The sequence below is a fragment of the Siphonobacter sp. BAB-5405 genome, from assembly GCF_002872335.1.
Lineage (GTDB): Bacteria > Bacteroidota > Bacteroidia > Cytophagales > Spirosomataceae > Siphonobacter.
In genome coordinates, this window is record NZ_NJAG01000003.1 from 122,885 (window position 1) to 149,236 (window position 26,352).

Here is a 26,352-nt window from a genome sequence, read left to right on the forward strand (position 1 = left end):
GAAGAATCAAAAAACTTGACTCGCTTTCTATTTTAAATAGTTTTGCTAAAAATTTTGTCAATTTAGGAGGCGGTATGAGCATCATTAGCGAGAATATTCGGTATCTGCGGAACCGTAACGATCTGACACAGGAGCAGTTAGCTCGTCGCCTGGGTACCAAAAGGCCAAACATTGGTGCGTACGAAGAAGCGAGAGCCAACCCGCCCCGCGAGACGCTCATCAAACTTTCGCAATTGTTTGGCGTGACGCTCGATCAGTTGCTGACGGTTGATTTACGCCGGATTCGTGATACGCCCAGCCTGAATTTAGGTCCCGCCTCCGCGACACCTCCGCCTCCCGTTTACCGTCCTGAAACGGCCCGTCCACCGCAGCCCATTCAAAAAGTGGTGGATACGTATTTTCGGGAAAAATCGCAGGTCAATCTGGTGGCTCAGCGAGTAACGCTTCGTAAACTCAATCGCTTGGATTTTCTGTCCGATACGCCCGTAGAATTATCCAAAGCATCGGAAGCGTTCAATCGGACAACGATTACGGCTCCCTCCGTGGTTCAGGCTCCCGTTACGACAGCCCCAACTCCGGTAGACCCGGGTATTCGGCTGGTCAATCAGGGGCGTATGAATGAGTACGTCATGAAATCGCGACAGGGGGAGTACATTCAGCAGTTACCGCCGTTTCAGGGACCGCAAACGAAAGCGGGTGTCATCCGGGCTTTTGAAGTAGGCGATGATTTTTCCATCCCCGGTTCCATTCTGATTGCCGAGCAGGTAACGGACTGGTATTCGCTCGAAGACTCTAAACATTATCTGATCGTATCCCGAATGCAGGGTTTACTGTACCGACGGGTCTATAATCAACTGAAAATCAAAGGTACGCTCTTGTTAAGTTCGGATAATTCAGGTATTCAGACGATCGAACTTTCCCTGAAAGATATTGTGGAGGTCTGGGCCGTTCGCGGCTTTTATAGTACCAAGCTACCCGAACCACCCGTATCGCTTGATCGTATGAAAGCGTTGGTAGAAGAACTAAAAGAAGAACTTGATCGGGCGAAAGCCTGAAACCTAAAAAAAGCGGATGGCAACCATCCGCTTTTTTGTTTATTCTGTAGGTAACTGCGAAAGTTCGTCCAACGTACGTTCAATGTCGTTCAGGAACCGATTGTTACCGCTCGGATTAACCAGAGATTTGCCAAATTCGTACCAAAGGCCATCGCCGACATTGATAAAGTTACCCGGATGATCGGGCTTCTTGGGCGTAGCTTTTTCGGCCAGAAACTCACCCGCGTAGATGAGCCGTAGCACCGGATTCAACGTATCCCAGCGAAGTTCATTCGACTTTTCAATGTTGTCCACCTGCATATTCATCTTCACCGTACGTTTGGAGAAGAAGACGTTCATTTCCAGTTGAACGGACTTGTCCTTCAGTTTTTTCAGATAAATCAGTTTCAGCGGAGCTTCCAGACGGGCCGTTTCGTAGATGGCCTGAATGAGTTCCTGCGACAGGTATTCCCAGGGCTCCCGGTTCCGGGGTTTGCCCAGGAGAGGTTCCTGATCCTTGTATTCAACATTAAGCCAGAACTGATTTTCACCTTCCTGGGCCGGACGACTGGTCTTGTAAAAGTCGGTTTTAGCAACCAGCGAACGAAGTTCTTCCGTCCAAACGGGCAGGAGGGTACCTTCCCATTCGAAATCATCGTTACCCGTGAATCCTTCGCCCAGAATTTCCTCTTCCGTCAGATCGTCCCGATCGGTGTATTCAATGCGAAAAACCACGTGTAATTCGTCCGCCCGATTGACCGTACAGCGGATGAAATATTTATGGGAATAGGGAGCAGGGATAAGCTCTGCCGTTTGATAGTTGATCTCGATGGATCGAAGAAGAGTTTCCATAAGCACAATTCTGTGCGTGAAAAATAGTGAATAGTTTTTAGTTTTCGGCGTTTAGAGGCAGTTTTCGGGCAGATCTTAGCAATTATTCAGTGGGTAGCCCTTGTACAGTAGCTCGTTTATCAACTTTTTCCGTGGGGGTATGCTGGAAAGCATGTACCGTACGTAGAGACCGTGGAGACTTATACGCGGGAAGCTGATTTTTAAGTTGCCGGAGCAGTTCCTGATTTTGTTCGGGAGCGAGCGACTCCGCTTCGATGACGAGCGTCAGTGCCTGCCCCAGCCGTTCATCGGGAAAACCCCAGGCAAAAAAACGTTTTCCGGGATAATAGGCCTGTACAATCGGTTCAACCCAACGCTCTACTTCTTCCAGTTGAATTTTAATCCCTCCAGAGTTGATGATATGATCCGCCCGGCCCAGCATACGAAAACGTCCGCCGTCCTGCATTTCTACGACATCATTGGTCTGAATTCGTTCGAAATTAGAAGCAGCGGCAGTAATGTGCAGGCAATCGCGTTCGTCAAGCCCTAGAGCTACTCCCGGTAAGGCCTGAAAGTAATCCGACTGCTCGGGACCATTCAGGCAGCGAACGGCAATGTGCGAAACCGTCTCGGTCATGCCATACGTAGCATATACGGGAGCCTGTATTACCTGTAAGGCTGCGTGTAAGCTCTGCGAAACGGCCGCCCCACCAATGATAAGGGCCTTCATTTGATTGAGCTGCGGCAAAGATTCACTCGCTTGTTCCAGCAAATGTTGCAGTTGCAGGGGTACAAACGCCGCGAAATCGAGCGAGACATCCTTGGGTAATGGGTCGGAGCTGGGTTCCATCACAAAAGTGCGTAATCCGCATTCCAGCGTGCGAACCAGCATCATTACTCCCGCAATGTAGTTGACATTCAAACAGCAAAGGGCCTGATCGCCGGGCTGCAACTGAAAGGTTTCAGCCGTAAGACGGGCGGAAGCCTGCATCTGGTCTCGGGTTAGCGTAATAATTTTGGGCGTACCCGTCGAACCGGACGTTTGCAACTGGAAATGCGATTGACCCGAAAGCCACTGCTGGCAAAAGTTTATGGCCTGAGCTTCGTACTCCGTCTGAGGCTCGGGTAAAGGAAGAGCGGCATCGATTACTAGCATGCGTGTAAAATTAACCGGTTGCCTGAGAAAAACGGAGAGCCGTTGTCAGACAACGGCTCTCCGCAAGGTAAGTAGACCAACCTGTCCTTAGTTATTCAAAAAGGCCGAGTACATCCAGACCATTTTTTCCTGCGAACGAATGTAATCGCTCATCAGGGCACTAGTTCCTTCGTCATTAATTTCACCCGCTACCGCCAGAATTTCGCGTTGCAGGGGCATAATTACCTTAAAGGAATTCAGAATGCCTTCTACCGCCGTAGTGCCGTTGGAAACTTTGGCACTTTCCAGAATTTGCGACTGATGGGCATATTCCGAATAGTTGTGGTTCGGCGTATACCCTAGCGTTAAGATCCGCTCGGCTACTTCGTCAATTTTTAGTAATAAATCGTTGTACAGCTCTTCGAATTTTACGTGTAATTCAAAGAATTTTTCGCCCTTGATATTCCAGTGATACCCACGGGTATTTTGGTAAAAAATGGAGTAATTAGCCAGCAGTTCGTTTAGCTTCTGGGCTAATGCAGCGGATTTATCGGTATCTAAACCAATGGCATTTAAAGTACTCATGCTATCGTATCGTTCGGTTGACAAAAAGTAAAACAGCGTTACGGACACAAAGAAAATTACTCTTCCTCGGGGGCTTCGACTACTGCCGCAGGAATGCTGCGGCTTTCGCCCTGAACCCATACCGTAAGCTCGTCACCCGCCATGTTCTCAATTACTGTGCCATCCGGACGGACGTGTACATTGAGAATATTGTCCCGGAAACGAATGGTAAACGAATAGCTCTGCCATTGCTCCGGGCAGCGGGGGGATAAGTGAAGCTGTCCGTCGTTCACCCGCAGGCCCCCAAAGCCTTTAACCACTGACATCCAGGTACCTGCCATGGAAGTGATGTGCAGTCCATCTTCAGTATCATTGTTATAATCATCCAAATCCAGACGACTCGTTCGCAGATACATTTCGTAGGCTTTGTCATCCATTCCCAGCCGGGACGCCAAAATGGCATGTACGCAGGGCGACAGGGATGATTCATGGACGGTACGGGGTTCGTAGTAATCGTAGTTCTGCCGAATCGTCGCTTCCTCAAATTGATCTTCGAAGAAGTACAGGCCCTGTAATACGTCCGCCTGCTTGATGAAAGGGGAACGCAAAATCCGATCCCAGGACCATTTCTGGTTCAGTGGACGATCTTCGGGACGCAGGTCGGTTACGAGAATTTGTTCTTTATCCAGGTAACTATCCTGTTGCAGGAAAACTCCTAATTCTTTCGACTCGGGTAAGTAAAGCTGGTCAATAATAGCCTGGAAGCGACCAAACTCCGCTTCTTCGTTGAGCTGCAGTTGCTGACTCAAAGTGGCGTAACGCTCGGCCTCCGCAGTCTTCAACTGATCGGCTACCTCCAGCGTATATTGCAGGCACCAGCGAGCGATGTAGTTCGTGTACCAGTTATTGTTCACATTGTTTTCGTACTCATTCGGTCCGGTTACGCCGAGCATGACAAATTGTTGACGCTCGTCTGACCACGTAATCCGCTGCGACCAGAAACGGGCAATGCCCAGGAGTACCTCAAAGCCGTATTCACCCAGGTAAGCCGTATCGCCGGTATACCGAATGTAATCGTAGATGGCGTAGGCAATGGCTCCGTTACGGTGGATTTCCTCGAAGGTAATTTCCCACTCGTTGTGGCATTCCTCGCCGTTCATCGTCACCATTGGATAAAGGGCCGCTCCTCCCGTGAAACCCAGCTTCTCAGCGTTTTCAATGGCTTTGCCCAGTTGTTTCCAACGGTAAATGAGCAGGTTACGGGCTACTTTGGGTTCTGCCGTGGAGAGATAGAAGGGAATGCAGTACGCTTCCGTATCCCAATAGGTCACGCCGCCGTATTTTTCTCCCGTAAATCCTTTGGGACCAATGTTAAGGCGATCGTCTTCTCCCGTATAGGTCTGACTGAGCTGAAACAGATTAAACCGAATGGCTTGCTGAGCCGCGACGTCTCCTTCAATGACAATATCCATCTGCTGCCATTTCTGGGCCCAGGCTTCGATTTGTTCCCGCAAGAGTTGTTCGTATCCTTTTTCGGCCATAGTCGCCAGGTACGTCTTGGCGTGGGCGAGCAGGTCTTCACGGGCGTGATTCTGGTCACTCAGGTTGCAGGCGTATTTGATCAGAGCGATTTCTTCACCAGCAATGACGTCCAACTGAATGCGACTGCTAACGAAACCTTCCTGCTTGACGGGCAAGGCCTGAAACGGAAACGAAGCTCCGTCTTTGTACAAAGAAAATTTCTGACCCGTAACGACTTCGAATTGTGGTACCCCGTACTCATTCGGTACCGTAGTCAGGTGGAGGTAGCCTTCCGCAAAACCCGTTTCCCGGTGAATCTCCTGCCAGAATTTCTGGTCGTAATTGGAGTCGCGGTTGGAAATCGTTCCGTCAATGTAGGGCATGATGGTGAGTTTGCCATCAAAATTCAGGGGTTTAATGCAGTAGCGAATGACCCCGCCTTCATCGTGGGTGAGCGAACAAAACCGTTTCGCCGTGACGCCCACCTGTTTGCCGGAAGGCAGCATCGCCACAAACGAACGGCTCAGCCAGCCTTCTTTCATGTTCAGGGTCCGACGGAATTCGTGCACGTGGCAGTTCGCCAGATCCAGTTTTTCGTCCTCCAGCTCAATCTGGATACCAATCCAGTTGGCGGCATTTATGACTTTCGCAAAGTAATTGGGGTAGCCGTTTTTCCACCAGCCAACCCGGGTTTTGTCCGGGAAGTAGACGCCAGCTACGTAGTTACCCGGCAGGGTTTTGCCGGAGTAGCCCTCTTCAAAATTGCCCCGCTGACCCATCCGGCCATTGCCCAGGGACATAACCGATTCGGTGATTTCATTCCAGTCCGCATGGAAGCCTTCTTCGATGATGCACCATTCATCGTGTTTCAAATAATTTTTCATCCGAGTTTAAGTTCAGCGATTAGTTGTTTCCAGTAGGAGGGATTACTAATCGATATGTGAAGTACGCCCAGTCAGGAGAGGTCTGAGCGTACGTGAGTTCTTTTCAAAAGGGGTTTATTGCCAACCCAGCAGTTCGTCGCTGAGCTTGGTCCAACTGGTTTCCGTGAAGGCCGTAATGACCACGTCTGCTTCCGTGAGTACTTCCGGAGATCCGACGCCGACGGCTTTCATTCCTCCCCGGTGGGCGGCTTCAATGCCGGCCACGGCATCTTCAAAGACGACACAATCGGCTGGACTCTGGTGTAAAGCCTGGGCTCCGAGTAAGAAAACTTCCGGATCAGGTTTGCTTTTGGTAGTATGTGTACCATCGATGATGGCATCAAAGGCGTCGAGCATGTCAATTCGCTCCAGAATCAGCCGGGCGTTTTTGCTGGCGGAACCCAACGCAATGCCAATCCCCGCTTTTCGTAAGGAATCAAGAAAGTCACGAACGCCGGGAAGAACTTCCTGTGGCGTCATTTGATTGACGTAGGCCAGATACCATTCGTTTTTGCGAGCAGCCCATTGCTGTTTTTCTTCATCGGATAACGTAACGCCACCCCATTGCAGAATCAATTCCAGCGACTCCATGCGGGAAACACCCTTCAACTGTTCGTTCTGGTGTTCCGTGAAGTCAAAACCCAGTTCATTGGCGAGTCGTCGCCAGGCTTTAAAATGATAAACAGCCGTATCAACAATTACTCCGTCAAGATCAAACAGGCAAGCTTTCAAGGCAATCTAAAGTTTTGGTTTCCAGTTATTGAAGCTCCAGTACAAGGGAAGAACGAGCGGGAATCTGAATCTGCTGTAGATTCGATACCTGGGCCCCCGTTAGTACGTTTTTAGCCGAAGAAAAACCGTGCATACGTTCGCGAAAGCGTTCCGTATCCAGCTTTTTTTCAGTTGTATTGGCGTTCATGAGTATCATCACAGTACCCTTAGAATCGTGCCGAAAATACGCATAGATTCCATCCTGTGGTAAAAATTGAGTCAATTTTCCCGTTTGTAAAGCTGTAGAGGTTTTGCGGAAACTAGCCAGCGTACGTACATAGGTAAAGGCTTCATTTTCGGTGGCGGTCCGGCCAGAGGCGGTAAACTTGTTGGTAGGGTCATTCGCGAAACCTCCCGGAAAATCCTTACGAACTTCAGCATCCGATGGATTTTTAAAATTCTTCATGAGAAGTTCCGTTCCGTAATAAAGTTGGGGTATACCGCGGGTCGTAAGCAAAAAAGTTATGCCCATTTTGTACTTGTCCAAATTTTCCCCAATCACCGAATAAAAGCGATCCAGATCATGATTGTCGAGAAAAATCAGATTGCGGAACGCATCATCATAGAGGAGATCCTGCCCCAGCGTTTCGTACCAGCGGTTGATGTTCTGATTCAGGGCATCATTGCTGGCGTTATAAAGCTGAAAATCAATGGCTCCGGGCAGGTTACTCTTCCACGGAACATTGAGTTTATTCTTCACGAAGTACGCCTGATTTGTGACACTGTTTACCCAGTTTTCACCACAGATGTACAGGTTGGGATGCTCTTCCAGTAGCCGCTGGTTGAGCGTATTCATGAAGTTCAGATCGTTGTAGAAATACGTATCGACCCGCCAGGCATCGATGCCGAAATACTCGACCGTCCAGAGGGCATGCTGAATCAGAAAATTTGCTACGTACGAATTTTTATGATTCAGATCGGGCAGGAAAGGGACGAACCAGCCATCCTGACTCACTTTGCGGTCATACTCCGAAGCGTAGGGGTCTACGATGGGCTGGTCTTTATAGGTCGTGTTCTGGTACTGCGGCCACTGGTTCAGCCAGTCTTTGGCGGGTAAATCCCGAACCAGCCAGTGATTTTTCCCCACGTGATTATAGACCGCATCCTGCATGATTTTCAACCCTTTGGCGTGAGCCGCCGCTACGAGTTTCAGGTACGCTTCGTTCCCGCCCAGGCGTTTGTCAACGCTGTAATGATCCGTAAAGCCGTAACCGTGGTACGAAGAACGCATGGCCCCACCTTCATTGGTGGTTGGCTGATCGTTTTCGATGACGGGATTAAGCCACAACGTGGTCACGCCCAGTTCTTTGAAGTAATCGAGGTGTTTCATAATACCCGCCAGATCGCCACCGTGTCGCAGAAACGGATTAGTACGGTCCAGTTGCGTATCGGCCATATCCGCAAAACGATCATTGGAAGGATCGCCATTGGCAAAGCGATCAGGAAGCAGCAGATACACAAAGTCCCGCGAATCGACAGTCTGGGGGCGGGCGGTACGAGCCTTCAATTCATAGGGGACTGTGACAATCATTTCCCGGCCACCGTTGACAATTGTACTGTTGTTTCGTCTTTCCGTTAATGGAAATACTTTCGAAAACTGAAGTTGGAGGGTGCCGGGTTTAGTATCCGCCCCGATGGTCAGGTCCACGAATACATAATTCGGGCTTTCCACCTGATGGACCCGATCGACAAACACGCTGGGGTAATTAACCTTCACTTTCGCACCTTTGATATTCGGCCCGTATACCAGTAGCTGTACCTGTTGCTTTCTCATTCCAACGTACCAGTTGGTGGGGTTAATACGCTGGATCTTAAGACCTTGGGCAAAGAGGGGTAGCGTCTCAAGGAGCAGAAAACAGAAAAAACTGATCCGCAAAAACATGGGGCGAATAATTAAAGTGAGTAGCAAACGAACGTAAAATTTACGGAAATATTAATTTGTTGCGATAAAATTGATTGATTTGGATACTTAATTATAGTTAAGGGTAATAGTAAAGAAAAAATAGTCGGGAAAAGAATTCGAAAGTGTGATTCAGAACCCTGATTTTTGAAACACTTCCGGTGAAAATGCGGTAGTGTCATTTCATAACTTCCCAAGAAAACAACCATGTCTGTAGAAAAGCAAAATGACAAGCTGCTCATTTATGAATTGACCATTCGTTTGTTCGGTAATAAACACTCACAAGTAAAGCCCTGGGGCTCGTTGAGTGAAAATGGTACCGGCACGTTTAGTGATGTTAGTGATACCGCTCTGAAAAATTTGAAGAATTTCGGTATGACCCACGTCTGGACGATGGGTGTGCTGGAACACGCCACCATGGAAGATTTTTCGGCTCTCGGTATTCCCAAAGATCATCCGGCCGTGGTGAAAGGTCGGGCCGGCTCGCCATACGCCATCAAAGATTACTATGACGTAAACCCCTTTCTGGCTCAGAACCCTTCGCGGCGGATGGAAGAGTTTGAAGCGATGGTGAAGCGGGTGCACGCACAGAAGCTGAAGCTGATTATTGATTTTGTACCGAATCACGTGGCTCGTCAGTATCACTCTGATGCCAAACCCGCCGGGGTGCTTGATTTTGGCGAAACGGACGTGAATACGCAGGCTTTTTCGCCGGCCAATAATTTCTATTATCTGCCGAACGAAGAATTTGCCATTCCGGAAGGCGTTCACCTGCCCATCGAGTCCCCGCACCCGTACTTCGAGTATCCGGCCCGGGCCACGGGAAATGATGTATTTCAGGCTCAACCCAGTATCAACGACTGGTACGAAACGAGTAAGCTTAATTACGGCGTTGATTACCAGAATGGTCGTTCCTGTCACTTTGACCCCATTCCGGATACCTGGCTGAAAATGCGGGACATTCTGCTGTACTGGGTAGCGAAAGGCGTAGATGGCTTCCGCTGCGACATGGCCGAGATGGTACCGGTCGAATTCTGGGCCTGGTGTATCCCCCAGATTAAAGCCAAAGGAGATGTCATTTTTATCGCTGAAATCTATAACCCGCTACGGTACCATAACTACATCCACGTAGGTCAGTTTGATTACCTGTACGACAAAGTAGGGATGTACGATACCCTGCGAGAGCTGATGGAAGATCGGGGACACGCTTCGGGCATTACGCGGGTGTGGCAACACGAGTCCGGGGATATTGAGAAACACATGTTACGTTTCCTGGAAAATCACGACGAGCAACGGATTGCCAGTGAATTTTTTGCCGGAAAAGCCGAGTATGCCATTCCCGCCTGGGTGGTGAGTGCCACGCAGGGACGCGGTCCGGTGATGTACTATTTCGGGCAGGAAGTAGGCGAGCCCGCTGCCGAAGCCGAAGGGTTCCAGACGAACGATGGCCGAACTACGTTGTTCGACTGGTGGCGGGTGCCGCAGTGGCAGAAGTGGATGAATGATGGGAAATTCGACGGCGGACTATTGTCGCCCGAAGAGAAAAAGCTGTACGATTTTTACCTGACTGTCAACAAACTCTGTCGCAAGTCGGAAGCCATTCAATACGGCAATTTCTTTGATGTACAGTACGTGAATGGGGGCGGCCAATCCGCGGGCTACGACGAATCGAAACTGTATAGTTACCTACGGTACACCGAAAATCAGATCTTACTGATCGTAACGAATTTCAGTCGAACGCAGACGTATCAAACGCAGGTACGAATCCCCGAATTGTTCTGGAATATGGCGGGCCTTTCACCGCAGGCATCGTATGCGTACAGGGAAATTTTCCTGAACAAGAAAGTAAAAGGAAGCTTCCAGGCCACCGATGGAATTGCCGTCCAAATTCCGGCCAATAGTGCGTTGATTTTCGAAATCACTCCCCAAACGTAATCCATCCCCTACGCGAATGCCCGGTTCCCCTGCTTCTGCTTCCATTTTTTCAAAACCCCGGTTATCGTTCTGGCAAATCTGGAACATGAGCTTCGGGTTTATGGGCATTCAATTTGGCTTTGCTCTGCAAAACGCCAATACGAGTCGCATTTTTTCCACCCTCGGAGCAGACGCCGAAGAAATCCCTTTGTTATGGATTGCGGCTCCGCTGACGGGCATGTTGGTACAGCCCATCATTGGCTACTTCAGTGACCGAACCTGGCACCCCAAGTGGGGGCGGCGGCGACCGTTTTTTTTCTTTGGAGCCGTATTTGCTACGCTGGCTCTGATTTTCATGCCTAATTCCTCCAGCCTTTGGATGGCGGGCAGTATGCTCTGGATTCTGGATGCATCCATTAATATCTCGATGGAACCGTTCCGGGCCTTTGTGGGCGACCTGTTGCCCAGTGAACAACGTACGTCTGGGTTCGCCATGCAAAGCTTTTTCATTGGCGTGGGAGCGGTAATAGCGTCGGCACTGCCCGCTATATTTACGTACCTTGGCGTGGCGAATACGGCAGATCCGGGTGAAATTCCAAACTCAGTTCGGTGGTCGTATTACCTGGGAGCCGCCGCCTTTATTTCCTGTGTTTCCTATACCGTACTCACGACGAAAGAATATCCACCCGAAAATCTGGAAGCCTTCCGTCAGGAAGGACAACATCGTCGCCTGGGGGATGAATTCAGGGAAACCTTTTCGGGCCTGTTTCAAATGCCTAAGGTCATGCGTCAACTGGCCGTTGTACAGTTTTTCACCTGGTTTGGGCTGTTTTGCATGTGGATTTATACGACCAATGCTGTAACGGAACACATTTACGGAACCAGCGATACACATTCCGAACGGTACAATGAAGGAGCGAATTTTGTGGGGACGGCATTTGCCGTGTACAATGGTGTCTCGGCTCTTTTCTCCTTACTGGTTCCAACCATTGCCGCCCGAATCGGACGGCGAATGACCCATTTGCTAAGTCTGGTAATCGGAGGGTTTGGACTCATTTCGATCTATTTCATACAAGATCCACAGTGGCTGCTACTTTCCATGACCGGCGTCGGTATTGCCTGGACGAGTATTCTGACCATACCCTACGCTTTATTATCCGGTAGCCTGCCTGCCGAACGAATGGGTTACTTTATGGGCGTATTTAACTTCTTTATTGTATTCCCTCAGTTTCTGGCGAGCCTGGGATTATCCTATCTCATCAAGCTGGTAGGTTGGGCTCCGATTCAGGTTATCGTCTTCGGGGGAATTTTATTGATTATCGCGGGGTTAATGACCCTGCGTGTCGATGATGAAGAGAAGGCTTAACGAACGATTCTACGTATTCAGTTCATGATAAAGATAAGTATGTGGCTTGGCTTATGGCTGGCCTGCGTTATAGGTGAACCGGAGCTAATTCAGCAAAAGCTTCAAATCCCAAAGGGTCAGACGCCGGGAGAAACGGTGGGTACCGTAGCCCTGAGTTTTCTTAATACGCCGTACGTGGCCCGTACCCTCGAACAGCCCGGCGATGAACAACTGGTAATAAACCTGCGGGAACTGGACTGCACGACGTTTGTCGAGAATGTATTGGCTCTTACCCAAACCATTGAGTCCGATACGCTGACCGTGGATTACTTTAAGCACCAGTTAGCCCGGTATCGCTACGATCAGGGGAAGGTGCAGGGGTATGGAAGTCGGCAGCACTATTTTTCATCGTTTTTACAGCAACTGGTTCGCTATGGCGATGCTCGCTTGATGGCAGAGGAGTGGGGTGGCGTACCCTACAATAAACCCATTGACTTCATGACGAAACACCGGAATTTATATGCTCAACTGGCTGACTCGCAGAACTTCGACCAAGTACAAACGCTGGAACAGGCCCTGAATCAGGTTCAGAAGTACTACATTCCGAAGGATAAACTACCTGCCATCGAATCGAACCTGCGTACAGGTGATATCATTGGGATTACTTCTGCTAAAGCTGGGCTGGATGTTTCACACGAAGGATTTGCGTATCAAAAAGGGGGGAAGGTGTATTTGCTGCACGCCTCAACGGATCAGAAAAAAGTGGTGATTTCGGCGGAACCGTTGGCGGCGTATTTGAACCGACACCGGGATCAGACGGGGATCATTGTGGCTCGTCTGCAATAAATCACGAATACGAACTCAAATCCATTGATTACTTAACAAAGGCTACGAGGCATGGCGAAACGGCTTGATACCCCTAAAAAATCGGACAGACCTCTGGATAAACGCACGGCGATTCTGGAGGCTACGCTGGATTTGATATCAAAGAATGGGTTCCATGCCACACCCATGAGTATGGTCGCTCAGCACGCCAACGTAGCCGCCGGAACGATTTATCATTACTTCGAAAGCAAGGAGCAACTGATTGATGAACTTTTTCTGCTGTACCGGGATAAAATCGCTCTGGTGATTCAGGAAAGTGATGATACGACTAAACCGTACCGTGATCGGTTCAGAAGTGTATTTCTGGGTTTGTACGACTACTATGTAAGTCATCCCGATCAGTTTCTGTTTATTGAGCATTACGCCAATTCGCCCATTATGAACAAGCTCTCCAAAGAGGAAATGTTCAACTTTTATCAGCCACTCTGGGAGTTTTTACGAAAAGGGATTCACACGGGACAATTGAAAGACATTTCCTCCCGCTTGATGGCCTGGATGGTCTACGGCAACATCACCGCCGTGGTAAAAATGAAACTTTCGGGTGATCTGACGCTGGATGTTATGTTGCTGAACACGGCCGTAAATACGGTTTGGGAGGGTTTGAAGCGGGGGTGAGGACGGGTTGGGTTTTGGGTTTTGGGTTTTGGGTTTTGGGTTTTGGGTTTTGGGTTTTGGTAGAATAAACCCGGTAAAGATAGCGAGACGGGTTGTCCGTAGCATTTGCTACGGATTTTTAATTTGTAGGCTGTGCCTACTGGGTGGGCCAGTTCCCCGCATTGCATACGGGGCTATTGAAATTGAACCCTTCAGGGTTGGCGAGTCGGTATGCAAGCCTGGATGAAAAAGGGGGCCGTGTAACCCCGGAGGGGTTTCATTTGTTTAGCCATGGGTGCAACCCATGGTTAGCTTACCGATTTGATTCCGCTACATTGTATACGGAGCTTAATGTTATTGAACCCCTTCAGGGTTATAATGCCTAAGATGTGCTGTACTAGTGCCGGTTTCTAAACCTGTACCTACCATGTGGTAGTTTCCAACTGCCCAGTTATGGCAATAAATAAACGAAAAAGGCAGGTTCTTACCTGCCTGATTATCGCACCAGTGGGCTCTCTCGAATTAAGTATGTAACAAAAATAAAACCGGAAGTCCAGATTTCTTCCTCATCAGAAGACCTCCAAACTTCCCGGTTGTCACAGTTAATTGAAAACGGTAAACTAAAAACAGTACACTATTTAATCTTACCCGCTTTTTCCCATTCCAGGGCCAATTTTACGGCATTATAAGCGTTTACTTCACCGCCTGAATTAGAAAGTTCGCCAAAAGCAACCTGACCTTCGCCACCGGGCTGATTTACCTGTTGTTCCGGAAACTTCACGGTTGATTCAATCAGCAATTGCCGTAACTGGGCGGCCGTAATTTTGGGAAAATAAGATTTCACCAGAGCCGCTACACCCGCTACTACCGGAGCGGCCATCGACGTACCGTCCAGCTCTTCGTATTTTGAACCGGGTACGGTAGAGTACAGAGCCACGCCGGGGGAGAACAAATCCACGCCTTTTTTACCGTAGTTCGAGAAGTTGGCTACTTTGTTGGGTTCCCAGCTCAACGCACCTACTTCAATCCAGTTGTTAGGCTCAGTACCCGATTTGAGTTTACGGTTCGGGAAGTTAGGCTCTACATCCGTGTTCTGCGATTCGTTACCAGCGGCGTGAACCAGCAGTACATTCTTCGATTCTGCGTATTTCACGGCTTCATCAACCGCTTCTTTCTGGGGTGAATACGCTTTACCGAACGACATGTTGATAATCTGTGCTCCGTTGTCGACGGCATAACGAATGGCATTAGCCACGTCTTTGTCACGCTCATCGCCGTCCGGTACGGCCCGTACGACCAGGATTTTTACGTTATCAGCGACGCCCTTCATGCCCAGATCATTATTACGGTCGGCACCGATGATACCCGCTACGTGCGTACCGTGACGAGCGTCAGGGCCAATCACGTCGTTATTGCCGTAGTTATGATCTTTGGTATCTTCCGGATTATCACCGATGATAGTCTGACGGGCGTTGTAATCCGGATTAAGTTGTACTTCAGCTTCCGTCTTGTAGTGATCGTAAGCTTCCTGCAACTCTTTCTCGTTATAACCCATCTGGAAACCGCGTTCGTAGGCGGCAATCGCCCGCTTCAGTTTGCCATCGGCGGTCGTTTTATCGATTTTAGCTACATCTTCCGCCGTAACGGTATCCTTCTTCAGGTACTCCTTCAGCGTTGCACCAGCTTCCGTATAAGACTTCAGCAGGTTTTCAATCAACGGAAGCATCATTTTAGACTCCTGAGCTTTCTCGTTGTAGGCAATTTTTAATTCCTGATAGTACGTGAAGGCGTCTTTCTGATCGGCAGCAATATCGGCTTCCGCTTTTCCGTCGAAAAGTTTCTTGTACTTACCGTATTCCCGGGTCAGTTCCAGTCCTTCCTTATCGACGTTCTGTCCGTCTTTATTGCCGAGGAAGCTCCAGCCGTGTACGTCATCCACATAGCCGTTGTTGTCGTCGTCCTTACCATTACCCGCAATTTCCTTGGGGTTGGTCCAGATTTTCGATTTCAGATCTTCATGGTTGATATCAATTCCGGAATCGATCACCCCTACGATCACGGGCGATGATTTACGTTTTTTAACTAATTCGTAGGCTTTCTCTGAACTTACGCCGCGGATTTTATCGGCTGAATAGTCAAGATTAAACCAGTTGGTTGGGGCTTTCGTCTTTACCGGTTCCGTAACAGGAGCCTGATTCTGAGCGGTTGCTAAATGGGCAGCAAGCAGTGCTACCGGAATGAACCATTTACGCATATCAAATCGTGTTAATGAAATTTCACCTATAATAACTCATAAATAGGAAGAAAAGTCCAGCAAAGCCTACTAATTATTGTTAAAAGGCCTAGATTCCGGACATTCGGGTATTTTAAGGCTGCAATTGATTTTGAATCATTTGCAAACCCAGACTGGCTTTCTCAGGAATATACGTTACATTCTTCCGACGCGAGACGGAAGGTAGATTCGGATCGACTACGTAAATGGGCGTATTGGGCCGAACAAAATCAACCAGACCTGCCGCCGGATATACCTGTAAAGAGGTGCCAACCACGATGAATACATCTGCTTCTTCGCAGTACGGAATCGCCTCCTGAATGGCCGGAACTTCTTCACCAAACCAGACAATATGCGGTCGCAACTGGCTGCCCAGTTCGCAGTGATCGCCTACATTGAGAGCCCAATCCTCCAGTTCATAAATCAAGGCCGGATTTTTCGTCGAGCGGGCTTTGAATAACTCCCCGTGTAAGTGTAAGACGTGTGTACTGCCCGCCCGTTCGTGGAGATTATCTACGTTTTGCGTAATGATCTGAACTTCGAAATTTTTCTCCAGTTCGGCTAGAATGTGATGAGCTGCGTTCGGTTCGGCAGTCAGGGCCTGTTTGCGGCGTTGGTTATAGAAGTCAAGCACCAGAGCCTGATCTCTTCGCCAGGCCTCTGGCGTAGCTACGTCTTCGATCCGGTAATTTTCCCAGAGACCATCTGAATCCCGAAACGTTTTAATGCCACTTTCAGCGGAAATTCCGGCTCCGCTTAATACGACTACTTTTTTCATAGAAAATGAAGAGGGTTTGATTGGGTTTGAGCGAGTTTAAGGTTTGAATGGGTTTGAGTTCGAAAGACCTTTGATGATCCAAAATGTACTGTCCAGTGAACTTTTTCAAACTTTCAAACAACTTCAAACCTTAAACCCATTCAAACCCCTGAAACCAATACTGCCAGCGTAGGGCTGGCAGTATTGGTTTTCAGTAACGGTAAGTAGAGGCAGCTTATTTTTTAGGTGCCGCTTTCTTACGAGTCGTTTTCTTTTCTTCCGTAGCGGCTGCCGGGCTTTCGCCTCCTAACTCGAGGCATTGTTCCAGCGTCAGAGAAGCGGGCTCGGTTCCCTTGGGAATTTTCACGTTCCGCTTGCCAATCTGGATGTATGGACCATACTGGCCGTTGAGTACTTTGACGGTCGTATTTTCCGGAAACTCCTTGATAATTTTATTGGCTTCGGCGGTTCGTTTATTCTGGATAATCTGAATCGCTTCGGCCAGCGTAATCGTATCCAGATTCATGCCCCGGGGTAGGGAATAGAACTTACCATCGTGCTTCACATACGGACCAAAGCGGCCTTTACCCTTCGAAATGGGTTGACCTTCGAACTCACCAATGGCGTCGGAAGCTTCGGCTGCCCGTTTTTCCTGAATCACCTGAATGGCTCGTTCTTCGTCAATCGTATACGGATCATCGCCTTCGCTCAGATTGTAATACTTCTCATCGAACTTGATGTACGGACCCAACTTGCCGATGTTCACCAGCAGCTCCTTGCCTTCCAGTTCACCAACGGTACGCGGCAGTTTAAAAAGCTCAATGGCTTCTTCCAGCGTAATGCTTTCCAGTAATTTATCCTTGGGAAGGGGAGCGTACTGCGGCTTTTGCTCTTCTTTGGAATCACCTAACTGAGCGAACGGACCATATTTGCCTAAGCGAACCGAAACCATACGGCCGGTTTTGGGGTCGATACCCAGTTCGCGGGCCGATTTCACGGAACTACGTTCGGCAGAGGAACTTTGCTCAATCGTCAGGTGAAAATTCTTGTAGAAGTTGTCGATCATGCGTTGCCATTCGATCTGGCCTTCCGCAATTTTATCGAACTCTTCTTCCATATCCGCCGTGAACTTGAAATCGACGACGTTATCGAAATTATCTACCAGAAAGTCATTAACGATCATGCCGATGGTGGTCGGAAAGAGTTTCGCTTTTTCCGTACCATAGGTTTCCTTGCCCGTCTTCTCCGTGAGTTCGTCATTTTTCAACGTCAACTCCTTGAAGTTCCGCTCTTTACCGGGTCGGTCTTCCTTGACGACGTACTCCCGCTTGATGATCGTTGAGATCGTCGGGGCATAAGTGGAAGGACGTCCAATACCGCGTTCTTCCAGCTCCTTTACCAGACTGGCTTCCGTAAAACGGGCAGGAGGACGACTAAACCGCTCGGTCGCTTTCAGCACATCCAGATTCAGAATCTGACCGATGGAAAGCGGGGGCAACATCCCTTTGCTTTCTTCGTCTTCATCATCTTTGGATTCCAGATACACTTTCAGGAAACCATCAAACTTAATGACCTCACCCTGGGCGATGAGTTCTTCTGAAGTAGTAGAAATGCCAATAGTTGCTGTGGTACGCTCTAATTGGGCATCGGCCATTTGCGAGGCGATACCACGTTTCCAGATCAATTCATACAAACGCTGTTCCTGACGGGTTTCGCCCGCTGAAGGTACGGAAAAGTCCGTAGGCCGAATGGCTTCGTGAGCTTCCTGAGCCGAATCATTCTTGGTTTTGTACCGACGCTGTTGCGAGTATTTCTCACCAAACTGCTCGATGATCGAAGCTTTCGACTTGGCTAAGGCTTCTTCGCTCAAGTTCGTTGAATCCGTACGCATGTAGCTGATCTTACCGGCTTCGTACAGTTTCTGAGCGTATTGCATGGTTGCTGCTACGGCGAAACCCAGTTTGCGGCTGGCTTCCTGCTGGAGGGTCGAGGTAGTAAAGGGCGGAGCGGGAGACTTCTTGGCTGGTTTAGTCTCCAGGTTCCGGATGCTGAAGGTAGCACCTTTACACTTTTCCAGGAAAGCCCGGGCCTGAGCTTCCGTTTCGAAATTTTTCGGCAATTCGGCTTGTAGTACCTTATTACCGTCGAGCAGAAACTGAGCAACTACCTTAAAGCTCGATTTGCTCTGGTGCTGGTCGATACTACGTTCGCGTTCAACCACCAAACGCACCGCAACGGATTGTACACGACCCGCCGAAAGACCGCGTTTTACCTTTTCCCACAAGACGGGCGAAAGTTCAAAGCCAATCAAACGATCCAGTACCCGGCGAGCCTGTTGAGCGTTCACCAGATCCTGATTGATGGTACGCGGGCTTTGGATGGCTTTCTGAATGGCCGTCTTGGTGATTTCCCGGAAAACGATACGTTTAGTCGTATCAGGTAAGCCGAGGGTCTCTTTGAGGTGCCAGGAAATGGCCTCTCCTTCGCGGTCATCGTCGGTTGCTAACCAAACTTCTTGCGAAGATTTTGCCAGTTGCCGCAGTTCGTTGACCACTTTTATCTTTTCGGGAGAAACTTCGTACGTCGGTAAAAAACCATTTTTGATGTCAATAGCGAGGCCTTTATCGGGCAAATCCCGGACGTGTCCGTAGCTGGATTTAACCTGAAAATCAGCTCCTAAATAACCTTCAATGGTCTTTGCCTTCGCCGGTGACTCCACAATGACGAGGTTCTTTTTAGCCATAGTTAGTGGTAGTAGGGGTATGGGAAGTGTCTGCCAAAGTAAAGGACAAAATTCCGAAACCACTGCAATTCGTGCCTTTCAAGCCTAAACTTATTGGCAGATTTGCTTGTTAAAATGATATAAAACTACATGCCAATAGAAACGGCGGGATTGTCAAATGCAGTAGCTATGTATAATAGTTAAGCAGGATTTTCAGATTTTATCGAAATATGACCCCGCATGTTTTGTATTTTTGAGGGCGAAACCTGTTCCTTCATTTATTTAAACGATTAGATACAACGATGGCTTTTGACATTGAGATGATTCAGACCGTGTACGCCCGGATGCCCGAACGAGTGGCCGCCGCTCGGCAAGTACTCGGTCGACCCCTGACCCTCTCCGAGAAAATTCTATATTCTCACCTTTGGGAAAATCCTCTGGAAAGAGCGTACTCACGGGGAAAAGATTACGTTGATTTTGCACCCGACCGCGTGGCAATGCAGGATGCAACGGCTCAGATGGCTCTGCTTCAATTCATGCAGGCGGGTCGTCCGCAGGTAGCCGTACCTTCAACGGTACACTGTGACCACTTGATTCAGGCTAAAGTAGGAGCTACCGAAGACCTTAACAATGCAGTACAACAATCGAAGGAAGTATTTGATTTCCTTTCTTCGGTTTCCAATAAATACGGAGTTGGTTTCTGGAGACCCGGAGCGGGTATCATTCACCAGGTAGTATTGGAAAACTACGCGTTCCCCGGCGGTATGATGATCGGTACGGATTCACACACGCCTAACGCGGGTGGTCTGGGCATGATCGCCATCGGGGTAGGTGGTGCCGATGCCTGCGACGTTATGGCGGGTCTGGCCTGGGAATTGAAACAACCTAAACTGATTGGTGTAAAACTGACGGGTAAACTCAGCGGCTGGGCTTCTGCCAAAGACGTGATTCTGTGGGTAGCCGGTCAGTTGACGGTAAAAGGTGGTACGGGTGCGATCGTGGAATACTTTGGCGAAGGAGCTGAAAGTATGTCTGCAACCGGTAAAGCAACCATTTGTAACATGGGTGCTGAAATCGGAGCAACGACGTCCATCTTTGCTTACGACGTACGCATGGCCGAATACCTGCGAGGTACGAGCCGGGCCGATGTAGCTGATCTGGCTGACAGTGTAGCGGAATACCTGCGTTCAGATGACGAAGTATACGCTGATCCCGCGAAATACTACGATCAACTCATCGAACTGGATCTGTCGACGCTGGAACCCCACATCAACGGTCCCTTCACGCCGGATTTGGCCTGGCCGCTTTCGAAGTTCGCTCAGGCGGTACAGGAAAACAACTGGCCCGCAGAACTGGAAGTAGGCCTGATCGGATCTTGTACGAACTCTTCCTACGAAGATATTACCCGTGCGGCTTCCGTAGCTCAACAGGCCGTTGATAAAAAACTGAAACCCCGGGCAGAATACACGATTACGCCGGGTTCAGAACTGGTTCGTTACACCATCGAGCGTGACGGATACATCAGCATCTTCGATACGATGGGTGCCGTTGTGATGGCGAATGCCTGCGGTCCCTGTATCGGTCAGTGGGCTCGTCACACGAACGATCCTACCAAAAAGAACTCCATCATTACCTCTTTCAACCGGAACTTCAAAGCTCGTAACGACGGCAATCCCAATACGCACGCGTTCGTAGCTTCTCCGGAAATCGTAACGGCTTTCGCCATCGCGGGTGACCTGACGTTCAACCCGATGACGGATACGCTGATCAACGAAGAAGGTCAGGCCGTGAAACTGGATGAGCCACAAGGTCTGGAAATGCCGCCCCGTGGCTACGCCGTGGAAGATGCGGGCTACCAGGCTCCGGCGGAAGATGGTTCAACGGTGGAAGTGATTGTATCACCCACTTCTGATCGTCTGCAACTGCTCGAGCCGTTTACGCCTTGGGAAGGTACGGACATCACGGGCCTGAAGCTGCTCATCAAAGCGAAAGGTAAGTGTACAACGGACCACATCTCTATGGCGGGTCCCTGGTTGAAATACCGTGGTCACCTGGATAACATTTCCAACAACCTGCTCATCGGTGCGACCAACTTCTTCAACGAAAAAGCGAATGAAGTGAAGAGCCAGCTGACGGGCGAGTACGGAACGGTACCCGGTGTACAACGCGGTTACAAAGCAGCAGGCGTAGGAACGATCGTTGTAGGGGATGAAAACTACGGTGAAGGTTCTTCTCGCGAGCACGCAGCTATGGAGCCTCGTCACCTGGGTGTTCGTGCGATTCTGGTGAAATCATTCGCCCGTATCCACGAAACGAACCTGAAGAAACAAGGCATGTTAGCCCTGACCTTCGCTGACGGTTCAGATTACGACAAGATTCGCGAAGACGATACAATCGACATCGTTGGCTTGACGGAGTTTGCTCCCGAAAAACAACTGACGATTGTACTCAATCACGCGGATGGTTCAACGGAAGCGTTCCCGGTAAATCATACCTACAATGCTGCTCAAATCGAGTGGTTCAAAGCAGGTGGTGCCCTGAACATCATCCGTCGCGGCGTAGGAGCGTAAGCTTTCTGTCCGATATAGTTAAAGAAATACCCTGGCTTACGAGTCGGGGTATTTTTTTGTTTATAAACGGGCGGATGGGGTTTGGCTTTGGACGGCTACTAGAGGAAACTTGCACCAGATGCCATACGGTTGCGACCAGCCCGGTAGGCACAGCCTACTAACGAGAAAGTCCGTAGCGGATGCTACGGACAACGCGTCCCGCTCAGGTTACCGTATTTTATAAAAAAATGGAAACGGGAAGATCAAGATTGAAGCTTTAAAATGGTAAGTACAATGTAAAAGCGTGTAGCCCCTTTTTGAATTGAATACCCAACCCCGAAGGGGTTCAATCTGACTAGCCCCGTATGCAATGCGGGGAAAACTGGATGGTAGATACAGGTTTGGTAACCTGCACCAGTCACGAATGTCTAGCGTAATGTAAAAACTCGCAGCCCCTTCTTCAACCGAACACCTAACTTCGAAGGGTTCAATTATGCCATGCAGGAATTTCTATACAACAATAAATAACCAATCAGGAAAACTGATTTTTATCACCAGATCACCTTACACCTGACATTCTTAGAGAGACCATTCTGTCGTTGTTTTGGGTATCCATTTAAGACGCAAAGCAATGAAAAGCATACTCGTTCCCACTGATTTTAGCTCATTATCTCTGAAAGCACTGGACTTAGCCGTTGAGCTGGCTCAACCGATGCAGGCTTCTGTTCGGTTACTGGGGGTACTTAAATACCCGGAGTCCGTTTTACAGGAAAGCTTGTTCATGAAAGATACTGACGATGCTTTTGAAGAACGGATCGAAGGGGTGGAGAATCGGCTTCGCTGTCTATTGGATCAGCCTAAATATCATAAAGTACCGGTATCGGCTTTGGTCGATCGGCAGAAAGGGACGATTGGCGAAACCATTGCTGCCAGTTCAGTAGATTTGATCGTAATGGCGTCCGAAGGAGCTTCGGGCTGGAAGGAACAAACGACGGGATCAAACGCCGAACGGGTAGTCCGACAGGCGAAATGCCCGGTTCTGATTGTGAAAAATGGAGACCCGCTTGAGCTCAAAACTATACTGTTCCCAACGGATTTTACGAATATAGAGTCCATTCGACAGTTTCTAACATTTCCCGGAGTCGAGAAAGCTAAGCTTCATTTCCTGACGGTCAATACCGGTTTTCTGGATCGTACGTTCGAAGATTTGGAAGAAGAAATGGCTCTGTTAGCGGAAAAGCTGGGAATTGAAAAATACGAATACACGATCATTGACGCGGTAAGTGAAGAAGCCGGGATTGTCCGGTACGGCCGCGAAATCCAGGCGGACCTGATTGCCCTCTATACCCATGGTCGCAAAGGGTTGAGCTATTGGTTTCACGGTAGCATTGCCGAAAAGGTAGTGAATCATTCAGCCATTCCCGTACTGACGGTGGTACAGCATGAACGATGAGGGGTTGCGTTGCATTGGTTTGAAGTTTGATGGTAGTTTGAAGTTTAAAAAGGTTTGATCGGCAGTCATTATGCTGTCAGGCGGCTTAAATGAAGATCATCTAGTAAAAAACGGGTTGAATGATCGTGCGACTGAAACGCAAGAATCATTCAACCCGTTACACCTTAAACCAATTCAAACCTCAACCCATCTCAACCCAACTGAAACGCTCCAGCTCACTTTCCTAACGAAATCAGGTTGGCAAAGAGCCGATAGGCTCCCGGTACACCCGCGGGCAATTGCCGGAAGAATGCGTAACCCGTAAAAACGTACCAGCCTTTTCCGTAAGCAGTAGCCAGCATACCACCGTCCAGCGGCTTTTCATTAGGATCGTTACTACTGAAAATGGTTTGGTACTGCGGATCCCACTCATCGGAGAAGTACAGGCCGCGTTCCTGAATCCAGCCGTTGAAGTCCTGATTGGTAATTTTATTAGGCGTATTCAAAATCGGATGTTCGGGTTTCAGGAATCGCATGGGGGCTTCTTCCACCGTTACCCGATCCCGCGACAAGTGAAAGGGGTAGGGACCCATTCCCTTACTCAGCGGCTGAATGCCGGAATTGACCTGATACTGCACCACCATTGTGCCGCCGTTTTTCACGTAGTCCATCAGAAGGGGCTGGTAATAGCTCATCCGATCGTTAACGTTGTACGCCCGTACGCCCACGACAATCGCGTCGTAAGCCGCCAGCGAGCCGGTTAATTCTTTTTCGCCCAGATTCACCACCGTACAACCCATCTGACGCAGGGCCGCCGGAATTTCATCTCCGGCTCCGGGAATGTACCCAATCAGCTTAGCCTTGTTCTTTATTTCCAGCCGGACCAGTTTACTTTCCGCCACGGGAAATACCGTAAGAGCCGGAATGTGTTCGTATCCAATTTCGTACAGGCCGCGATTACTGGTTTGATTGGCCGTCTGAACTTTTACCTGAACGCTGGCTTCGGAAGCCTGAGCTGGTGGAATCAGTTGAAAGGAAACGGTTTGTTCCTGAAATTTCGAAGTAAACTGAAAGGGAATCCGAGCCGGCTCCGACTTCCATCCTGCGGGCAATTCCAGGCTCACATTCCCAGATGCACCCGCCTGCGACGCTTTTAACATCACGGTATACGTCTTCGGTTGACCGTCCGCAAAAACCAATACTTTTTCAGCTGGCGTAGCCGTTACGCTGGGGCGTACTTCAAAGGGACGGTACAATTCGCCGCGAACTGCATCCGTGTATTTGTAACGAACGGGGGTTGTCAGTGTCAGCGGCAGTCCACCAATGGTTACGGAAAAAAGAGCCTGAAAGTCGGAAGGCTTCTCGGGCAGACCGTTCAGAGCCTGGTCATCCACGCGATACATGCCTTTGCCCATTTTCGGCTGCATGAGCCAGTAGGGCTGGGTAATGGTCTGGTCCTGCGGGATAGTGGTCTGAAAAATCAGACGTTGCAATTCGTTGTTAGGGATCGACACATTCAGCGTAGTATCCTTGTTAAAACTGGTCCAGCGAATGGACTGAAGCGTTACCGGAGCCTCGGAACGTTTGATGAACGTAGTCGTTAGCTGTACGGGTTCGCCACCGGCCACGGCGTACTCGGAAGGGTTACTTTCGTACCAGAGTCCGGCACAGGCGACGAGGAGTTGGGAGAGCTCTTTTTTCTTCTGTTCTTTCCAGTAGGCATCGTCCAGTTTATCCACGAGGCGATACGCTTGTACCAGCAAGGGAATACTAGCGGCGGGCTGATCGGGGCGGAATTGCTCGATGGCTTTATTGATCACCGCCTGTACGGCAGTACCTCCCTTAATCCGGCTCCAACTGGTTTCTACACCGTCGAAAACATCTTTTGTAGCCTTCTCACCCGCTTTATGTACCAGGTATTCAATCTTCACGCCCCGGGTTCTGGGTACACCAAATCCCTGCGATTTGTGCTGGGAACGACTTTCGGCGGCAAGTTCGGAATAGGAGGTCGCCAGTAGGGGATTGTAACCGCCAATTTCGACCGAAATCCAACTGCCTTCCGCTGGCCGCTGGGCCGGGTTTACGCCAAAGGCAAACGTATTCCAGACGATTCGCTTGGGTTGCCAGGGTTTTACGTACTTCAGTTGCTCCGGAAATTTGCTGGCGTCTCCCGCTAAATGAAAAGCTTCTTCAGCCAGGGCCGCTGAGGCCGAGTGGTTTCCGTGGCCCGCCCGGGAATCCGGTGGGAAACGGCAGATCAGTACATCCGGGCAAAAATTTCGGATTCGCCAGACAATGTCGGCCAGTACTGCATCTTTACCCCACACCTCTAAAGTCTCCTCCGTATTTTTTGAAAAACCAAAATCGTTAGCTCGGGTGAAGTACTGCTCAGGGCCGTCAATGGAGCGGGCGGCTAATAATTCGTAGGTACGAATCAGACCCATCAGTTCGCTTTGCTCCGCACCAATGAGGTTTTGACCGCCATCGCCCCGGGTCAAGGACAGGTAGCCCGTACGCACCAGTCGCTCTTTGGCGAGCCAGGCCAGCATGACAGTATTCTCATCGTCGGGGTGAGCTGCAATGTACATGGCCGATCCCAGTACATTCAGGCGTTTAAGATTGAGAAGAATCTCGCCGGGCGGGAGAGGTTTAGGTACTTGAGTGAAGCCAAACGTATACGATAAGTAAAACAGGGCGAAGAGAATAAACCGTGACCTCATCAGAAATTTAAGGTTAGCAGAACGTGATTCAATACTTTAAAAGTACCAAAGTCTGACCAGATGTACTCCATCACCCATGGAGTAGCGTACGTTTCATTAAAAAAACTTAAAACTTTGTTGTAAAAATCATAAATAAATGGGAGAGGCGTTTGGTTAGCAGAAGGATTGTCATACATTTGTTTTACACCCTTTTCACCAAAACTCTTACGTCTATGCTTGTGTTAACGATTGTTTTATTGAGCTTGATAGCCTTAGGGTGGATGGAGCGAAAAACGCTCCGTGCGAATCTACTCATTGTACAGCCTGCACAGGCCGGACGAATGATCGCAGCCGTAGGAGTAGCCTTGGGTTTGTTAGTAGGTTTGCATTACTTCATTAGCGAACATCGGTTTGAACGAAATAATGCCGCTAAAATCATTCATCATCAAAGTGGCGTTCAGCAGCACGTAGCCATGGCTTTGAAAAAAGTACGCTAAATTCAAT

18 protein-coding genes are annotated in these 26,352 nt (G+C 49.2%); 8 read left to right on the plus strand and 10 right to left on the minus strand.

The features are described from left to right. The first annotated feature begins 74 nt into the window (after positions 1-74). Positions 75-1,055 carry a helix-turn-helix transcriptional regulator gene (locus BWI97_RS03190; protein WP_102200011.1) on the plus strand — a complete coding sequence of 327 codons (981 nt, stop codon included), beginning with the start codon at positions 75-77 and terminating at the stop codon, positions 1,053-1,055. Positions 1,056-1,094: 39 nt separating this feature from the next. Here BWI97_RS03190 and BWI97_RS03195 read toward each other — a convergent pair whose 3' ends face one another. The 6 genes from BWI97_RS03195 to BWI97_RS03220 form a co-directional block, all read right to left on the minus strand. Further along, positions 1,095-1,886, minus strand: coding sequence for a hypothetical protein (locus BWI97_RS03195; protein WP_102200012.1), 792 nt, complete (start codon positions 1,884-1,886; stop codon positions 1,095-1,097). An 82-nt stretch (positions 1,887-1,968) separates the two neighbouring features. Further along, positions 1,969-3,021, minus strand: coding sequence for an AMP-binding protein (locus BWI97_RS03200; protein ID WP_102200013.1), 1,053 nt, complete (start codon positions 3,019-3,021; stop codon positions 1,969-1,971). Positions 3,022-3,108: 87 nt separating this feature from the next. After that, positions 3,109-3,585: a Dps family protein gene (locus tag BWI97_RS03205; RefSeq protein WP_102200014.1), complete on the minus strand. Its 477-nt coding sequence runs from the start codon at positions 3,583-3,585 to the stop codon at positions 3,109-3,111. Between the two features lie 56 nt (positions 3,586-3,641). Beyond that, the gene (locus tag BWI97_RS03210; RefSeq protein WP_102200015.1) at positions 3,642-5,969 is read right to left on the minus strand and encodes a family 65 glycosyl hydrolase domain-containing protein; all 2,328 of its coding nucleotides are present in this window, start codon (positions 5,967-5,969) and stop codon (positions 3,642-3,644) included. A gap of 114 nt (positions 5,970-6,083) precedes the next feature. After that, positions 6,084-6,746 (minus strand): beta-phosphoglucomutase, encoded by a 663-nt coding sequence (gene pgmB, locus BWI97_RS03215; protein ID WP_102200016.1) that lies wholly within the window; start codon positions 6,744-6,746, stop codon positions 6,084-6,086. 19 nt (positions 6,747-6,765) lie between these two features. Beyond that, positions 6,766-8,661: an alpha-amylase family glycosyl hydrolase gene (locus BWI97_RS03220; RefSeq protein ID WP_102200017.1), complete on the minus strand. Its 1,896-nt coding sequence runs from the start codon at positions 8,659-8,661 to the stop codon at positions 6,766-6,768. Positions 8,662-8,886: 225 nt separating this feature from the next. Here BWI97_RS03220 and BWI97_RS03225 point away from each other — a divergent pair, with 225 nt between their 5' ends. The 4 genes from BWI97_RS03225 to BWI97_RS03240 are packed head-to-tail and all read left to right on the plus strand — an operon-like array spanning position 8,887 to position 13,438. Further along, positions 8,887-10,614, plus strand: a complete 1,728-nt coding sequence (locus tag BWI97_RS03225) for an alpha-amylase family protein (RefSeq protein WP_102200018.1) — start codon at positions 8,887-8,889, stop codon at positions 10,612-10,614. A gap of 16 nt (positions 10,615-10,630) precedes the next feature. Beyond that, entirely contained in the window at positions 10,631-11,959 is a 1,329-nt protein-coding gene (locus BWI97_RS03230) for an MFS transporter (RefSeq protein WP_233207740.1), read from the plus strand. A gap of 39 nt (positions 11,960-11,998) precedes the next feature. Continuing rightward, positions 11,999-12,784: an N-acetylmuramoyl-L-alanine amidase-like domain-containing protein gene (locus BWI97_RS03235; protein ID WP_158242672.1), complete on the plus strand. Its 786-nt coding sequence runs from the start codon at positions 11,999-12,001 to the stop codon at positions 12,782-12,784. A 51-nt stretch (positions 12,785-12,835) separates the two neighbouring features. After that, complete coding sequence (locus BWI97_RS03240; protein WP_094817042.1) at positions 12,836-13,438, plus strand: TetR/AcrR family transcriptional regulator; 603 nt, start codon at positions 12,836-12,838, stop codon at positions 13,436-13,438. Between the two features lie 613 nt (positions 13,439-14,051). On the opposite strand, the gene BWI97_RS03245 is transcribed toward BWI97_RS03240, so the two are convergent. From BWI97_RS03245 to topA, 3 genes are all read right to left on the minus strand, one after another. Next, the gene (locus BWI97_RS03245; RefSeq protein ID WP_102200020.1) at positions 14,052-15,671 is read right to left on the minus strand and encodes a S8 family peptidase; all 1,620 of its coding nucleotides are present in this window, start codon (positions 15,669-15,671) and stop codon (positions 14,052-14,054) included. A gap of 112 nt (positions 15,672-15,783) precedes the next feature. After that, the gene (locus BWI97_RS03250; protein WP_094809052.1) at positions 15,784-16,467 is read right to left on the minus strand and encodes an NAD-dependent deacylase; all 684 of its coding nucleotides are present in this window, start codon (positions 16,465-16,467) and stop codon (positions 15,784-15,786) included. Between the two features lie 214 nt (positions 16,468-16,681). Beyond that, positions 16,682-19,189 (minus strand): type I DNA topoisomerase, encoded by a 2,508-nt coding sequence (gene topA, locus BWI97_RS03255; protein WP_094809051.1) that lies wholly within the window; start codon positions 19,187-19,189, stop codon positions 16,682-16,684. Positions 19,190-19,470: 281 nt separating this feature from the next. On the opposite strand from topA, the gene BWI97_RS03260 reads away from it, so the two are divergent. Both BWI97_RS03260 and BWI97_RS03265 read left to right on the plus strand, forming a co-directional pair. Next, complete coding sequence (locus BWI97_RS03260) at positions 19,471-21,738, plus strand: aconitate hydratase (RefSeq protein ID WP_094809050.1); 2,268 nt, start codon at positions 19,471-19,473, stop codon at positions 21,736-21,738. Between the two features lie 610 nt (positions 21,739-22,348). Continuing rightward, complete coding sequence (locus BWI97_RS03265) at positions 22,349-23,170, plus strand: universal stress protein (protein WP_102200021.1); 822 nt, start codon at positions 22,349-22,351, stop codon at positions 23,168-23,170. A 215-nt stretch (positions 23,171-23,385) separates the two neighbouring features. Here BWI97_RS03265 and BWI97_RS03270 read toward each other — a convergent pair whose 3' ends face one another. Beyond that, a complete protein-coding gene (locus BWI97_RS03270) occupies positions 23,386-25,869 on the minus strand; it encodes a PIG-L family deacetylase (RefSeq protein ID WP_102200022.1) in 2,484 nt (827 codons plus the stop codon). A 212-nt stretch (positions 25,870-26,081) separates the two neighbouring features. On the opposite strand from BWI97_RS03270, the gene BWI97_RS03275 reads away from it, so the two are divergent. Further along, positions 26,082-26,345 (plus strand): hypothetical protein, encoded by a 264-nt coding sequence (locus BWI97_RS03275; protein ID WP_141217357.1) that lies wholly within the window; start codon positions 26,082-26,084, stop codon positions 26,343-26,345. Positions 26,346-26,352 lie beyond the last annotated feature (7 nt).

Coding starts and splice junctions, on each gene's coding strand:
- BWI97_RS03270 (WP_102200022.1), bottom strand. CDS start 25,869: ATGAGGTCACGGTTTATTCTCTTCGCCCTGTTTTACTTATCGTATACG.
- BWI97_RS03235 (WP_158242672.1), top strand. CDS start 11,999: ATGTGGCTTGGCTTATGGCTGGCCTGCGTTATAGGTGAACCGGAGCTA.
- BWI97_RS03190 (WP_102200011.1), top strand. CDS start 75: ATGAGCATCATTAGCGAGAATATTCGGTATCTGCGGAACCGTAACGAT.
- BWI97_RS03205 (WP_102200014.1), bottom strand. CDS start 3,585: ATGAGTACTTTAAATGCCATTGGTTTAGATACCGATAAATCCGCTGCA.
- topA (WP_094809051.1), bottom strand. CDS start 19,189: ATGGCTAAAAAGAACCTCGTCATTGTGGAGTCACCGGCGAAGGCAAAG.
- BWI97_RS03225 (WP_102200018.1), top strand. CDS start 8,887: ATGTCTGTAGAAAAGCAAAATGACAAGCTGCTCATTTATGAATTGACC.
- BWI97_RS03200 (WP_102200013.1), bottom strand. CDS start 3,021: ATGCTAGTAATCGATGCCGCTCTTCCTTTACCCGAGCCTCAGACGGAG.
- BWI97_RS03210 (WP_102200015.1), bottom strand. CDS start 5,969: ATGAAAAATTATTTGAAACACGATGAATGGTGCATCATCGAAGAAGGC.
- BWI97_RS03230 (WP_233207740.1), top strand. CDS start 10,631: ATGCCCGGTTCCCCTGCTTCTGCTTCCATTTTTTCAAAACCCCGGTTA.
- BWI97_RS03240 (WP_094817042.1), top strand. CDS start 12,836: ATGGCGAAACGGCTTGATACCCCTAAAAAATCGGACAGACCTCTGGAT.
- BWI97_RS03250 (WP_094809052.1), bottom strand. CDS start 16,467: ATGAAAAAAGTAGTCGTATTAAGCGGAGCCGGAATTTCCGCTGAAAGT.
- BWI97_RS03195 (WP_102200012.1), bottom strand. CDS start 1,886: ATGGAAACTCTTCTTCGATCCATCGAGATCAACTATCAAACGGCAGAG.
- BWI97_RS03220 (WP_102200017.1), bottom strand. CDS start 8,661: ATGTTTTTGCGGATCAGTTTTTTCTGTTTTCTGCTCCTTGAGACGCTA.
- BWI97_RS03275 (WP_141217357.1), top strand. CDS start 26,082: ATGCTTGTGTTAACGATTGTTTTATTGAGCTTGATAGCCTTAGGGTGG.
- BWI97_RS03260 (WP_094809050.1), top strand. CDS start 19,471: ATGGCTTTTGACATTGAGATGATTCAGACCGTGTACGCCCGGATGCCC.
- BWI97_RS03245 (WP_102200020.1), bottom strand. CDS start 15,671: ATGCGTAAATGGTTCATTCCGGTAGCACTGCTTGCTGCCCATTTAGCA.
- BWI97_RS03265 (WP_102200021.1), top strand. CDS start 22,349: ATGAAAAGCATACTCGTTCCCACTGATTTTAGCTCATTATCTCTGAAA.